Source organism: Myxococcus xanthus (assembly GCF_006402735.1).
Taxonomy (GTDB): domain Bacteria; phylum Myxococcota; class Myxococcia; order Myxococcales; family Myxococcaceae; genus Myxococcus; species Myxococcus xanthus_A.
Map to the genome: position 1 here is coordinate 1327232 of NZ_CP017174.1, position 14134 is coordinate 1341365.

Consider the following 14134-nt stretch of genomic DNA (forward strand, 5'->3'; position numbering starts at 1 on the left):
GGCCGGAAGACCACGCTGTCTTCGCCCGGCTCTTTCTTGAACTTGGGGTGGATGATCCCCCTCCCTCCGAGCCCGTGTGGGCGGCGGAACTCGCCCGACTCTCCCTGGTTGCGGAGGGCCCCCAGGGCGTGGCGGCCTATTCCGTGATGAAGGCCCTGGGGGACTTCGGGTTCGTGTTGCAGTTGGTGGTGGCGCCGTCCGCCCGGGGGCAGGGCCTGGGGCGCCGGATGATGTCGCACCTGGCCAACCACCTGCGCGCACAAGGATGTACCCGCTGGGGCCTCAACGTGAAGCGGGACAACGTGCCCGCGCTCGCGCTCTACACCTCGCTGGGCATGCGGCCGGCGCGCGAGGCCACCACGTTGCGGGTGACGCGGGCGCACCTGGCGGCGCTCCCCCCCGCGTCACCGGACGGGGCCGTGGTGCCGGTGTCGCTGGAGGACTGCGGCGCGCTGACGGAGGCCTTCGGGATGATTCCCGGCAAACTGGCGGGCTTCGCGGCCAGTGACTCGCACCGGCTGCTGGGGCTCGTCGACCCCCAAACACCTGCACGCCGGTGGTTGGGGATGATGGACCTGCGCGCCTCCATGCCTCTCTTGTATCCCTTCTTCGCGGTGTCTCCCGCGCATGCGCGGACCCTGCTCGAAGATGCCTTCGCGCGCCTGGGTGAGAGCGTGTCCTCGCTGAATGTCTCGGTGACGGATGACGCGCCTCTGGTTCACCTGCTCCGCGAAGCGGGAGCACAGACGCGCCTCGATACGCTGGAGCTTCGCGGCCCACTGGTGGACGCGGCGCCCTGACTCACACGGGCGCTGAAAACACGACGCCCGCCCGAGCACGAAGCCGGGGCGGGCGGGGTGTGACGGCGGAGCCGGAAGCTACTGGCCGAAGATGCTGCTGGCCTGCTCCAGCCAGCCCATGATGGGACCGGGGATGATGCCCAGAATCACGACCGCCGCGGTGGACAGCACCAGCGCCAGCTCGGTGGACCAGCTCTTCTCGAGCGCCTGCGCGCCCTCCGGCACCGGCCGCATGAACATGTAGACCACCACGCGCAGGTAGTAATAGATGCCCACCGCGCTGGAGAGCACGCCGACGATGGTGAGGCCGATGAGGCCCGCGTCCACGGCCGCCTGGAAGATGAGCAGCTTGCTCATGAAGCCGATGGTGGGCGGGATGCCACCCAGCGACAGCATGAAGGCCGCCATCGCGAAGGCCCAACCCGGCTTGCGCTGCGCCAACCCGCTGAAGCGCTCCAAATCCCACGCGGTGCCCTTCTCCTCGTCCTCGCGACGCTCCAGGACGGAGACGATGGTGAAGGCACCCACCGCGCTGAACGTGTACGCCAGCAGGTAGTAGAGGATGCCGCGCAGCGCCTCCGCGCGGGCCAGGTCCAACGGGGTACCACCCGTCAGCGCGGACGCACCCAGCAGGCGGAACTGCTCGCCCGGACCGGTGACGAAGAGGGCGGCCACGCCCACCAGCAGGTAGCCGGCGTGGGCAATGGACGAGTACGCCAGCATGCGCTTCACGTTGCGCTGTGGAATCGCCAGCAGGTTGCCCGCCACCATGGTGAGGAAGGCCAGCACGGAGAACAGGCTCAGCAGAATCTGCGGGTCCACGCCCTTGCCCACCATGAAGAACACGCGGACCATCGCCGCGAAGGCGGCCGCCTTCACGCCCACGCTCATCAGCGCGGTGACCGGCGTCGGCGCACCCTCGTAGACGTCCGGCGTCCACATGTGGAACGGCACTGCGGCGACCTTGAAGGCGAAGCCCGTGATCACCAGGATGATGCCCGCGTACACCAGGCCCGGCTGCGACGACATGGCGGTGGACAGCGGACCGGCCATGGCCGTCAGGTGGGTGGTGCCGGTGGCGCCGTACAGCAGCGCCGCGCCGTAGAGCAGCACCGCGGACGAGAAGGCGCCCAGGATGAAGTACTTGAAGCCCGCCTCGCTCGGCCGCGTGCCACGCCGCAGGTACGACGTCAGCGCGTAGGTGGAGAGGGAGAGGACCTCGATGTTGACGAAGAGCGTGATGAGCTCGTTCGACATCGCCAGCAGGCTCATGCCCGCTGAGGCGAACAGCATCAGCGCGTAGAACTCACCGCGCTCCGCGCCTCGCTTGCGCAGGAAACTCACCGAGCTCAGGGTCGCCAGCGCCAGGCCCACGCACACCACGAAGGTGAGGAAGCTGGAGAAGGGGTCCATCACGCCGAAGCCGAGCATCACCTCCTGGGGTGGCTCGAACATCGTCGTCAGCGCCATGGCGCCGGCCGCCACCGCCGTCACCACGGTGAGCACCGCCTGGTACGCGCGCGACGCCGTCGTGGAGAGGAACACCTCCGACAGCAGCAGGATGGAGGCACCCACCACCATGATGATGGCGGGCAGCAGCGGGAGGAAGTCTGCCAGGCTGAGATTGGGCAGGTTCATGTCGGAAGCTCAGGCGGCCTACTGCCGCGGCGAGGGAACGGCCGGGGCGGCGGCCAGCGGAACGGGCGCGGACGGCGCGGCGACGACCTGACGGGATGGCAGGGACATCACCTCTACCCGAAGTCGGTCCTCCTGCAACTCGGCCCCCGGCGTGCCCACGCGGGCGCGGGCCAGGAATCGGTCCGTGGACGGCGCCAGCCGGTCCAGGAAGGGCTGCGGCTGCAGACCCATCACAGCGACCAGGACGATGAAGGGAAGCACCGTGAGGCCTTCGCGCAGGTTCATGTCCGTCAGGTGCTGGTTTTCCCGGTGCGTGATGCCACCGAAGAACACCTTCTGGACCATCCACAGCATGTAGGCCGCGCCCAGGATGACGCCCAGCGTGGCGAAGCCGCCGAACACCGCCGTCAGGTGCGGGTTGCCCGCGGCCTCGCCCAGGTCGCTCTTGAAGGTGCCCAGGAGGACGAGGAACTCACCGATGAAGCCGTTGGTGCCCGGCACGGCGATGGAGGAGAAGGTGATGATGACGAAGGCCGCGGTGAACACCGGCATCACCTTCGCGATGCCGCCGTAGTCCGCCATCAGGCGCGAGTGGCGCCGCTCGTACAGGTAGCCGAACAGGAGGAACAGCGCGCCCGTGGACACACCGTGGTTGAGCATCTGGTACGCGCTGCCCGTGGCGCCCTCGGCCGTAATCGCCAGGATGCCCAGCATGCAGTAGCCCAGGTGGCTGACCGACGAGTACGCGATCAGCTTCTTGATGTCCCGCTGCGCCAGGCACATCAGCGCGCCGTACACGATGCCGATGACGGCCAGCGTGGCCAGGAAGGGCCGCGCCTGCTGCGTGGCCACCGGGAAGAAGGGAATCGCGTAGCGCCAGAAGCCGAAGGTCCCCATCTTCAGGGTGACGCCGGCCAGAATCATGGAGCCGGCCACCGGCGCCTGCACGTGCGCGTCCGGCAACCAGGTGTGCAGCGGCCACATCGGGACCTTGACGGCGAACGCGATGGCGAACGCCCCGAACAGCCACGGACCCCAGGTGTGCAGCGTGGCGGCCAGCCCGGTGAGCGAATCACACGCGCCCGCGGGTCCCGCGGTGCACGCGCTGAGCTGACGGTTGGCGTCCAGCAGGCCGTTGTAGATGCTCGCGTAGTCGAACGAGCGGGCACCCACCGGCGCGCTGATGAAGTACACGGCGATGATGGCCACCAGCATCAGCAGCGAGCCGGCCAGCGTGTAGAGGAAGAACTTCACCGCCGCCATCTGGCGGTCCTCGGCGCCCCACACACCCACCAGGAGGTACATGGGGATGAGCATGGCCTCGAAGAAGATGTAGAAGAGCAGCACGTCCAGCGACACCAGCGCGCCCAGCATCGTCGTCTGGAGCACCAGCAGCGCCAGGTGGAACTCCTTGATGCGGAACTTGATGTACGTGGTGGACGCCAGCACCACCAGGGGCCCCAGGAAGACGGTGAGCAGCAGCAGGCTCACGGCCAGGCCGTCCACGCCAATGTGGTAGCTGGTGCCGAACAGGTCGAACCAACGCGCCCGGTACTCGAGCTGGAACTCCGGTCCGCCTGGCACGTACGTCATGTAGGCCCAGACCCCGAACACCAGGTCCAGCACCATGGCGATGAACGTGACGGTGCGAATCTGGCCGCTCTCGCCGGCCGGCAGCAGCGCCACCAGCGCCGCGAACACCAGCGGCAGGAAGACGACGAGGTTGAGCAGGTGGTTGTCGAAGAAGCTCATTGCATCACCTGGATGAGGGCGTAGGCCATCCCGCCCAGCAGGGCGATGGCCATCACAGCGGCGTAGGCCTGGGCGTCGCCCGACTGCACGTAGCGGAGCGCACTGCCCACGCGCGCCGTCACCCACGCCGTGCCGCGGACCGCCACGGTGTCGATGACGAGCGCGTCCACCACGCGGAAGAGGAGGAAGCTCATGAACTTCACGGGACGGATGACAATCAGCTCATAGAGCTCGTCCACGTAGAACTTGTTGAGCGCCAGGGGGCGCACCGCGCGGATGAAGGCGGGATCCGGCAGACCCACGCGCGAAGGGAAGTAGCGCAGGTAGAGGAAGGCCGCCGCGCCGCCACCCGCCAGGGCCACGGCCCAGGCCTTGAGGTAGTCCGGCACCAACTGCGGGCGGCTGGTGTCCAGCGCTACCAGCGCGCTGGCGTCGGTGATGCGCTTGGTCGCGCTGAACACCGGGCTCAGGAAGTTGTCGAGCACCGGCTGCGCCGTCATGTTGAAGAAGTCGATGCCGAACGCGTACCGCGCGGCGACCACGCTCAGGACCGCCAGCACCACCAGCGGCAGGGTCATCTGCCAGGCGCTCTCATGGGCGTGGGCCACCCGGGCCTCCTTCGAGCGGGGACCCTCGAAGGTGAGCAGGTACACGCGCGTCATGTAGAACGCGGTGGACGCCGCGATGAGCAGGCCCAGGTAGTAGACGAGGCTGGACACCCACTCCAGGCCCTGCAGGTGGTTGTGGTGCACGCCGTGCAGGATGGCGTCCTTCGAGAAGAAGCCGGACAGCGGGATGATGCCGGTGATGGCCAGGGTGGCGACCAGGAAGGTGGCCCAGGTCCAGGGCATCTCCTTGCGCAGGCCACCCAGCTTCTTGATGTCCGTCTCGTCGCCGTTGCCGTGCATCACGCTGCCGGCGCCGAGGAAGAGGCAGGCCTTGAAGAAGGCGTGCGTCATCAGGTGGAACACCGCCGCCCAGAAGATGCCCATGCCCACGCCCATGAACATGATGCCCAGTTGGGACACCGTGGAGTAGGCGAGCACCTTCTTGATGTCGTCCTGCGCGAAGGCGATGAGCGCCGCCAGCAGCGAGGTGAGCGCGCCGATGATGGCGATGGTCGCCATGGCGGTGGGGCTCAGCACCAGCAGCGCGGACATGCGGCTGAACAGGTAGACGCCGGCGGTCACCATCGTCGCGGCGTGGATGAGGGCGGAGACCGGCGTGGGGCCGGCCATGGCGTCCGGCAGCCAGACGTAGAGTGGCAGCTGCGCGCTCTTGCCCGCGGCGCCCAGGAGGAACAGCAGCATGGCCGCCGTCATCACGCCGCCGAAGGTGTAGCCCTCCAGCGGGCCCGCCTCGATGGGGGTGCTCAGGTCGACCTTGTCCGCGGAGCCGTCCACCAGGCCCTCGGCCATCTTCTCCAGGCCCTTGAACGTCACCGGGCCCTTCTTCTCCAGCGCGGCCGTGTAGTGCTGCGCGGTGGTGCCGGCGTTGTTGTAGTCCGCCGCGTTCGACTGCTGGGTGAAGGCGGAGACCAGCAGCACCAGCAGGAAGGTGCCGATGAGGAACGCGAAGTCACCGATGCGGTTGGTGACGAAGGCCTTGCGCCCGGCCCAGGCCTTGGCCGGATCGTCGTACCAGAAGCCGATGAGCAGGTAGCTGGCCATGCCGACGCCCTCCCAGCCCACGAAGAGCAGGATCAGGTTGTCGGCCAGCACCAGCGTCAGCATCGCCGCGACGAACAGGTTCAGGTACGCGAAGAACCGCCAGTACGCGGCGTCGTGCTCCATGTAGCTGGTGGAGTACAGGTGGATGAGGAAGCCGACGCCGGTGATGATGAGCAGCAGGATGCCGGACAGATGGTCCACCATCAGCCCGAAGTTCACCCGGAAGTCGCCCACCGAGAACCAGGTGCCGTAGTCGTACGCGAGCGCGTAGCGCACGAAGTCCCGCTCGATGCCGAACGGGTTGGGGAAGATGGCCGCCAGCCGACCCGTCTCGGGGTTGTGGTGGCTGGTGGCCCAGAAGGCCAACAGGCTCAGGACGAAGGAGCCGGCCACCGCCGCGCAGGCGACGAGCTGGACGTTGGCCCGGCCCATCATCTTGCCGAACACACCGCAGATGAACGCGCCCAGCAGGGGCAGCGCGATGATGAGCCAGAGCGAGGGCGCCAGGATGTCTGGCGCCACGGGTGCCGCCCGGAAGAATTCGACGAGAGTCATGACAGTGGCTCCTGGGGGGGCATCAGTGCTTCATCGTCCGGAGGTCTTCCAGCAGGATGCTGCCCCGGCTCCGGAAGACGGCGATGACGATGGCCAGACCGATGGCGGCTTCCGCCGCCGCCACCGCGATGACGAAGAAGGCGGACACGTGGCCGAGGTCGTCACCGCGCATGCGCGCGAAGGCCACGAACGTGAGGTTGGCCGCGTTGAGCATCAGCTCCACGCTCATGAAGACGACCAGCGCGTTGCGGCGAACGAGCACGCCGAACATGCCCATGCAGAACAGGGCGGCGGCAAGCAGGAGATAGTAGGTGATGGGAACCATGGGCCGATTCGGGGCCTCGCGAGCGGCTGCCTGCGCCGCCATCTAGCACAGAAAAATTGTCCGGGATGGGCGATCAGATCCGCGACTTGGCCACGACGACTGCGCCCACCATGGCCACCAGCAGCAGCAAGCTCACAGCTTCGAAGGGGAACAGCCACTGGGTGAAGATGACCTGACCCATGGTGGCGATGGTGCCGAAGGAGGCCTGGGCTCCCGTGCTCAGCGTGGCCGGCTCGGCGGGCAGCTTCAGGAGGATGATGGCCAGGACCGCGAACAGGCCCACCGTCGCAGCGCCGCCCGCGACGCGGGCCACCGTGGGCTTGCCGCGCGTGGGCGACTCTCCCAGGTTGAGCAGCATGATGACGAACAGGAAGAGCACCATGATGGCGCCCGCGTACACGAGCACCTGCATGACGGCCACCGTGTGCGCCCACAGCAGCACGTAGATGCCGGCCATGAAGAAGAACGTGGACACCAGCGCCATGGCCGAATTGATGGGGCTGCGCGCGAAGATGACCGTTCCAGCCGACAGCAGCGTCAGGAGCGCGAACGCCCCGAAGAGGATGAGCTCGATGTTCAAGACCAGTCTCCGAACGAACCCCAGGGCTTGTCGCCGAACGGGCAGCGGTGCTCACGGATGTGGGCCTCGAACTCGTCCCGGAACCGCATGAGGAACGAGTGCGTGGGCAGCGCCGCCGCGTCGCCGAGCGCGCAGATGGTGTTGCCCAGGCCGATGGGCGGGTAGGGGGCGATCGACGACGCGACGTTGGACAGCATGTCGATGTCGCCCGGCTCGCCGCGGCCCTCTTCGATCTTGCGCAAGAGGCGCGTCTGCCAGGGCGTGCCTTCACGGCACGGCGTGCACTGGCCGCACGACTCTTCCGCGTAGAAGCGGGCCACGCGCCACAGGCTGCGCACCATGCAGGTGGCGTCGTCCATGACGATGACGCCGCCGGAGCCCGCCATGGTCTGCTTCACCTTGAGGGCCTCGAACTCCATGGCCACGTCCAGTTCGTCCGCGCCCAGCACCGGCGCCGAGGAACCGCCCGGAATCACGGCCTTAACCTTGCGGCCGGCGGGCATGCCCCGGCCGTACTTGTCGTCGTAGATGAGCTCGGCGAGGGTCGTGAACATCGACACCTCGTAGACGCCCGGCCGGTTCACCGTGCCGGAGAGGCAGACGAGCCGCGTGCCGCCCGACTTGTCGGTGCCCAGCTTCGCGTAGGCGTCCGCGCCCTGCTGGAAGATGGCGGGCACGCTGGCCAGCGTCTCCACGTTGTTCACCACCGTGGGGCAACCGAAGAGGCCCACCACCGCGGGGAAGGGAGGCTTCAGGCGGGGCCAGCCCTTCTTGCCTTCCAGGCTCTCCAGCAGCGCCGTCTCCTCGCCGCAGATGTACGCGCCCGCGCCGCGGACCAGGTAGCAGTTCAGCTCGTAGTCCTTGCCCAGGACCTTCTTGCCGAAGATGCCCGCCTTGTAGGCCTCGTCGATGGCCGCCTGCGTGCGCTCCGCCGGGAACTTGAACTCGCCGCGCAGGTACACGTAGCAGGTGTGCACGCCCAGCGCGTAGGACGCGATGGCGATGCCCTCCAGCATCATGTGCGGGTCGTCTTCCAGGATGTAGCGGTCCTTGAAGGTGCCCGGCTCGGACTCGTCGCCGTTGACCGCCAGGTACTTGGGCTTGGGGCTGTCCTTGGGGACGAAGCTCCACTTGAGGCCCGTGGGGAAGCCGGCGCCGCCGCGACCGCGGAGGTTCGACTTCTTCACCTCGTCGATGATGGCGGCGGGCTCCATCTGGAGCGCCTTCTTCAGCGCCTCGTAGCCCCCCCGCTTGCGGTAGCTGTCCAGGGTCCAGGACTGAGGCTTACCCCAGGCCGCCGAGATGATCGGTTCGATCGTCTTTGCCGTAGAGGCCATGTCGATGACGTCCTAAGCCTAAGAAACAGGGTGGGGGAGGTTCAGCTCAACTTGGCGAGGATGGCATCCAGCTTCGCCTGGGTCAGGCTCTCGTGGTGATCCTCGTTGATCTGCAGGCAGGGCGCAGTACCGCACGAGGCCAAGCACTCGGTCTCTCGCAAGGTGAACTTCTCGTTGGCTTCACCTGCCTTGAGGCCCAGTTTCTCCTCCAGGTAGGCGAGCATCTTCTCCGCGCCCCACAGTGAGCAGGACAGGTTCGTGCAGACGTCGATGACGTACTTGCCCGGCTTCTTGAGGTGGTACATCACGTAGAAGCTGGCCACTTCCATGGCCCGCTCGGGAGTGACCTCCAGATGCTTCGCCACCAGCCGCAACCCTTCCGGGGGCAGCCATCCCTTGATTTCCTGGAGCAGGCGCAGCGCTGGGAGCATGCCCGCGCTTTTCCGATCCAGAGGGTAGTGGGAGATGATCTCCGCGATTCCCGCGTCGAACTTCTTCTGCTCTTCAGAGGTGAACAGGGGCTCCGCCATGGCGGGCCGGTACGTATTGCCCCAATGGCTACGTTGTCAACATAAACCCTCGAAGCTACACTGGGTTGCCATCAGCAAATTACCGAGCGATTTCAAGCCCTTGTTATGAACCCGGGTCCAGAGGACAAGCGCCAGCACCCCCGCGTCCCGGCTGTGCTGAGAGTGGACTACACGGACGGGCGCCAGGCCCGCGACGTGACGGAGAACCTGTCCCACGAGGGCCTGTTCGTCCAGACGGACCAGGCCTTCGTCATGGGGGACGAGGTCCGGCTCGCACTTTCTTTCCCGGGCCTTCTGGATCCGGTAGAAGTCAGCGGAACCGTGGCCTGGATGCGGCCAGCGGGCCCCGATCAGCCCGCGGGCGTCGGCGTTCGCGTGGAGCGCGAGCAGGACCGGCGGAAACTGGGTGACATCTTGAGTGCGGCAGGAGCAGACAGCCACGCGTCCCACGCAGAGCACGAGGGGTATCGTGTGCTCATCGTCGAGGACAACCCGCACATCATCGAGATGTACAGCTACGTGCTGAAGAAGCTGGCCAGCGGCGAGCTGCACGGAAAGGTCCCCCTGGAGGTCCACTTCGCGCCGGATGGGCACCACGCGCTGCTGATGCTGCGCGAGGACCGCTTCAACCTGGTGATGACGGACCTCTACATGCCGGTGATGGACGGCTTCGCCCTGGTGGAGCGCATGCGGGAGGAAGAAGCGCTGCGCACCATCCCCATCATCGCCATCTCCGCCGGCGGCAAGGAGGCGCAGGACCGCGCCATGCAGCTGGGCGTGGACATCTACCTGCGCAAGCCGGTGCGTTTCGTGGAAGTCCTGGAGACAGTGAAGCAGCTCTTGCGCATCAAGTAGGGGCGCGTTTTACCGCCAGTCATCCGTTGAGCCACGGCGTGGGGACGGCATAGAGTCCCATCCCCATGCAGAAGCCCGCCCTCAATCGCGACACCGTCAGTGGCGAGGCGCTGTTCATCCTCCGGAACCTGAGGGAGAACGGCCGTCTTGGACGCTCGAACAAGCTGGCAGACGTGAAGGCCGCACTCGAGCCGTCCGTGTCGCTCGAGTTCGACAACTACTTCTTCTTCCTGCGCAAGTTCCACTATATCGCCATGGACCGCGAGGCCCAGCTCAAGCTCACCGAGCAGGGTGAGCAGGTGGCGGGTGGGGAGCTGAACGAGCGCTTCTCCCTGGAGGTCGGTGAGTTCTTCGCCGAGCAGCTGGCCGCCGCCGCGGACGCGCCCCTGGAGGGCGCCGGTGGGGACGAGCCGCTGATGGTCCCTCCGCCCCCGCCGGAGCTGCTGCTGGACGAGGCCGAGGTCGACGGCGCGACGCCCCTGCCCTCCGGCCCGCCCGCGCCGCCGCCGCCCATGCCGCCGGTGCGCAGCTCGCGCTCGGCCATGCCCGCGTTGGATTTGGGCACGCCGTCCGCGGCCATCCCCATGCCGCCGCCGACGGCCGCCGAGCCCCGCCGCGAGGCCACCGTCATCGTCCAGGGGCCCTTCACCGCGTCGAACACCCACGCGCCATCCCCCACCCCTCCCGCGCCTGTCGCCGCCCCCATGTCTCCTCCCCCCACTTCCACCGCCGCCGCAGCAGCGCCCGCCGCTCCCGCTCCGAAGGGCGCCGAGCTGGACCTGCGCTACCAGAAGTTCGACCCCATCGGCACCGGGCCGCTGGGCACCGTCTTCAAGGGGCGCGTCACCGCGCTGGGCCTGGACATCTGCCTCAAGGAGCTGAAGGACATCTTCGGCTACTTCTCCTTCCTGCAGCGGGGCGAGGTGCTCAAGCGCCTGAAGAAGGAGCTGTGCGCCCAGGCGCAGGTGCGCCACCCGGGCGTGGTCCAGGTGGTGGACCAGAACGTGGACGCCGCCCGGCCGTACTTCGTGCTGGAGCTGATGCAGGGCAGCCTGCGTGAGCGGCTGGACGCAGGTGGCGGCAACGGCGTGCCGGTGCCCTTCGCGCTGCGCGCCTTCCTGCAGATGGCCTACGGCCTGCGGGCCGCGCACGCCGCGGGCCTCACGCACCACAACATCAAGCCGGAGAACGTGCTCTTCGACACGTACGGCAACGCGAAGCTGGCCGACTTCGGCCTGGGCCGCGTGGTGGAGGTGGACGCCACCAAGGGCATGCCCCAGGTCTTCGTCGGCACGGGCGGCATGGCCTATATGGCGCCGGAGTTGATGAACCGGGGCGGCAAGGAGCCGGGCGCCTCCGCGGACGTCTACGCACTGGGCATCCTGCTCTACGAGATGCTCACCGGGCAGATTCCGGGCCGCCGCTCGCCGCTGCCCTCCGAGGTCAACCCGGAGGCCCCCAGCGGTCTGGACCAGCTCTTCGACAAGGCCACCCAGGACAAGCGCGAGCAGCGCTACCCGGACGTGGACGCCATGCTGGAGGACTTCTACAAGGCGTTCCCGGACAAGGAGTTCCTCGCCAAGGGCGACCTCGTCATCTCCTCGGACACGCCGAAGGAGTGACGGACGAGCGGCCGGGCCCCGGCGCACTCGGGGCTCGCCGCGCACGTTGGGGGCTGCCACACTCCGTGGCGCCATGACTTCGCCCCCGTCCGAAAGCGTGCTCATCACCGTCACCGGGAAGGACCATCCCGGAATCGTCTCGCGCCTCACCGGCCTGCTGGCGGAAGCTGGCGCCGAGCTGCTCGACGTGGAGCAGGTGGTGGTGCAGGGGCGCCTCACGCTCTGCCTGCTGGTGCGTCTGTCCCCGGCGAGCGGCACCCTGGAGACGCTGCTGTCCGCCGCGAAGACGCTGGGTGTGACGCTGGACTTCCAAGCGGTGGAGGCACCTGCCGCGCCCGCCGCGTCCGCGCGCCACGTCGTCACCGCCGTGGGCCGCGCGCTGGGTGCGAGGGAGCTCCATGCGCTGACGCAGGTGCTCGCGGGGCACGGCGCCAACGTGGAGCGAATCACGCGCCTCAGCGAGCCGCACCTGGGCTCGGTAGACATCCACATCAGCCTGCCGCCGGGCCAGCCTCCCGACGCGCTCAAGCATGCGCTGCTGGAGCTGTCCATGCAGTCGGGCGGGTTCGACGTGGCGCTGCAGCGCGAGAGCCTGTTCCGGCGCGGCAAGCGGATGGTCGTCATGGACATGGACTCCACGCTCATCCGCATCGAGGTCATCGACGAGCTGGCGCGCGCGCATGGCGTGGGTGAGCAGGTGTCGCGCATCACCGAGCGCGCCATGCACGGCGAGATGGACTACGACGAGTCGCTGCGTCAGCGCGTGGCGTTGCTTCAGGGCCTGGACGCGTCCGTGGTCCATCAGCTCGCGGCGAACCTGCCGCTGACGGAGGGCGCGGAGACGCTGGTGCGCGTGCTCAAGCGGCTGGGCTACCGCACCGCAGTCATCAGCGGCGGCTTCTCCGTGGCGGCCGAGGCGCTGAAGGCGCGGCTGGGCATCGACTTCGCGTACTCCAACGAGTTGGAGATTCAGGACGGGAAGCTCACCGGCCGCACCGTGGGCCGCATCGTCAACGCGCAGCGCAAGGCGGAGCTGTTGGAGTCGCTGGCGCAGGCGGAGGGCATCCTGCTGGACCAGGTGGTCGCCGTGGGAGACGGCGCCAACGACTTGCTGATGCTGGAGCGCGCCGGACTGGGCATCGCCTTCCGGGCGAAGCCCAGGCTGCGCGCCGCGGCCGACACGTCCATCTCCGCGGGCGGCCTGGACAGCATCCTCTACCTGCTGGGGCTCACCGGCCGCGAACTGCTGGAAGTGGGCTGAGGCGTCGGCGGAGGGCGCGCCCTACAGCCGCATCCGCGCCGCCAGTTCGCGCTGCTGGAGCTGGTTCTTCTCCAGCAGCAGCTCGAGCAGCGCGCGCAGAATCTTGGAGCTCTTCTCCTGGTTCTGCTGCACCGTCTGCAGCCGCTTGAGGTCCTCGTCCGTCCACTCGTTGACGGGCGTGCCACCCGCCAGAATCTCGTCGAGGATGTCCGCTGCGCTCGAGCCAGCGCCTGGCGCGGGGGCGCGCTCCGGTGCGCGAGGCGCGGGCGGAGGCGCCGCGGCGGGAGCGGGCGGGGTGATGTCGGCGATGCGCTTCACCACCGTGTTGCCGCTCATGTCGACGACCTTGAACTCGTCCTCGTCCTCCGGCGCGTCCGAGCTGCTCGGGCGCTTGTTGCCGCCGAAGCGCGTGCTGACGACGGGCTCCTGGCCGCGGTAGTGGCGGAGGATGGCGTGCTCGATTTCACGCTCGCCCGCCACCATGACGACCACGCGGGCGCGGCTCTTCGCCGCCACCTGGTCCAGCGTGCTGAGGTCCGTGGGGTCCGCCATGGCCAGCACCAGCGTCTTGCCGTTGTCCTTGAGCGACACCGGGAAGACGGCCTTCTGCTCGGCGAGGCTCACGTCCACGCGCGAAAGCGCGCCCGCGTCGCGCGTGACGTTGCCCAACTGGATGCGCTGCATTCCCAGGCCCTGGCAGATGGCCTCGGTGATGACGTCATCGGTGGCCAGACCCAGGTCCGCGATGATGCGCGACAGACGTCCGCCCCACTGGTCATGGGTGGCCAGTGCGCTGCGCAGCTGCAAGTCGTCGATGACGCGTGCCTTGACGAGGATGTCGCCAATGCGATTCCGGGAAGGAGAGGCCATGGCTCGGCATTCTACCGTCTAGATGCGCGGACGCTGAGTCCGCGATGAGGAGGCCCAGCCATGCAGCCCTTCGCGGAAGCCGCCGCCGAGCTTTGCCCCTACTGCGGTGAGGAAGTGGAGGTCGCAGTGGACCCCATTGGTGTGGCCTCGGAGACGTACATCGAGGACTGCCCGGTGTGCTGCCGTCCCTGGACGGTGCAGGTGTCCCGCGACGAGGAGAGCTTCGCCGTGCACCTGGGCCGCGACGACGACTGAGGCGGCCTGGAGGGCAGGCAGGCGGGCGTGAAACGCAGCGCCGGCGAAGGCGCCGGGGCGTTGCTTGACACGTTCCGAAGCATG

13 protein-coding genes are annotated in these 14134 nt (G+C 68.0%); 5 read left to right on the forward strand and 8 right to left on the reverse strand.

All coding sequences use genetic code 11. The annotated features are described in order from the left end of the window. The first annotated feature begins 47 nt into the window (after positions 1-47). Positions 48-800 (forward strand): GNAT family N-acetyltransferase, encoded by a 753-nt coding sequence (locus BHS09_RS05660; RefSeq protein ID WP_237080201.1) that lies wholly within the window; start codon positions 48-50, stop codon positions 798-800. A 78-nt stretch (positions 801-878) separates the two neighbouring features. On the opposite strand, the gene BHS09_RS05665 is transcribed toward BHS09_RS05660, so the two are convergent. The 7 genes from BHS09_RS05665 to BHS09_RS05695 all read right to left on the reverse strand — a co-directional run bounded on the left by BHS09_RS05665 (position 879) and on the right by BHS09_RS05695 (position 9187). Beyond that, positions 879-2438 carry an NADH-quinone oxidoreductase subunit N gene (locus BHS09_RS05665; protein ID WP_140787952.1) on the reverse strand — a complete coding sequence of 520 codons (1560 nt, stop codon included), beginning with the start codon at positions 2436-2438 and terminating at the stop codon, positions 879-881. Between the two features lie 18 nt (positions 2439-2456). Then, entirely contained in the window at positions 2457-4190 is a 1734-nt protein-coding gene (locus BHS09_RS05670) for a complex I subunit 4 family protein (protein ID WP_140787953.1), read from the reverse strand. Beyond that, entirely contained in the window at positions 4187-6415 is a 2229-nt protein-coding gene (gene nuoL, locus BHS09_RS05675) for an NADH-quinone oxidoreductase subunit L (protein ID WP_140787954.1), read from the reverse strand. Before nuoL ends, BHS09_RS05670 begins: the two co-directional genes overlap by 4 nt. A 22-nt stretch (positions 6416-6437) precedes the next feature. Beyond that, the gene (nuoK, locus tag BHS09_RS05680; RefSeq protein WP_090485030.1) at positions 6438-6740 is read right to left on the reverse strand and encodes an NADH-quinone oxidoreductase subunit NuoK; all 303 of its coding nucleotides are present in this window, start codon (positions 6738-6740) and stop codon (positions 6438-6440) included. 73 nt (positions 6741-6813) lie between these two features. Continuing rightward, on the reverse strand, positions 6814-7320 hold the full coding sequence (locus BHS09_RS05685; protein ID WP_011551204.1) for an NADH-quinone oxidoreductase subunit J family protein: 507 nt from the start codon (positions 7318-7320) through the stop codon (positions 6814-6816). Next, complete coding sequence (gene nuoF, locus BHS09_RS05690; RefSeq protein ID WP_140787955.1) at positions 7317-8657, reverse strand: NADH-quinone oxidoreductase subunit NuoF; 1341 nt, start codon at positions 8655-8657, stop codon at positions 7317-7319. Before nuoF ends, BHS09_RS05685 begins: the two co-directional genes overlap by 4 nt. Positions 8658-8698: 41 nt before the next feature. Continuing rightward, a complete protein-coding gene (locus BHS09_RS05695; protein WP_140787956.1) occupies positions 8699-9187 on the reverse strand; it encodes an NADH-quinone oxidoreductase subunit NuoE family protein in 489 nt (162 codons plus the stop codon). Positions 9188-9292: 105 nt separating this feature from the next. On the opposite strand from BHS09_RS05695, the gene BHS09_RS05700 reads away from it, so the two are divergent. From BHS09_RS05700 to serB, 3 genes are all read left to right on the forward strand, one after another. Then, positions 9293-10042 (forward strand): TIGR02266 family protein, encoded by a 750-nt coding sequence (locus BHS09_RS05700; RefSeq protein WP_090485026.1) that lies wholly within the window; start codon positions 9293-9295, stop codon positions 10040-10042. A 65-nt stretch (positions 10043-10107) separates the two neighbouring features. Beyond that, a complete protein-coding gene (locus BHS09_RS05705; RefSeq protein ID WP_140797391.1) occupies positions 10108-11664 on the forward strand; it encodes a serine/threonine-protein kinase in 1557 nt (518 codons plus the stop codon). A gap of 73 nt (positions 11665-11737) precedes the next feature. Next, complete coding sequence (serB, locus tag BHS09_RS05710) at positions 11738-12925, forward strand: phosphoserine phosphatase SerB (protein ID WP_140787959.1); 1188 nt, start codon at positions 11738-11740, stop codon at positions 12923-12925. 21 nt (positions 12926-12946) lie between these two features. On the opposite strand, the gene BHS09_RS05715 is transcribed toward serB, so the two are convergent. Continuing rightward, the gene (locus BHS09_RS05715) at positions 12947-13795 is read right to left on the reverse strand and encodes a GspE/PulE/PilB domain-containing protein (RefSeq protein WP_140797392.1); all 849 of its coding nucleotides are present in this window, start codon (positions 13793-13795) and stop codon (positions 12947-12949) included. Between the two features lie 60 nt (positions 13796-13855). Here BHS09_RS05715 and BHS09_RS05720 point away from each other — a divergent pair, with 60 nt between their 5' ends. Further along, positions 13856-14050 carry a CPXCG motif-containing cysteine-rich protein gene (locus tag BHS09_RS05720; RefSeq protein ID WP_140787963.1) on the forward strand — a complete coding sequence of 65 codons (195 nt, stop codon included), beginning with the start codon at positions 13856-13858 and terminating at the stop codon, positions 14048-14050. Positions 14051-14134 lie beyond the last annotated feature (84 nt).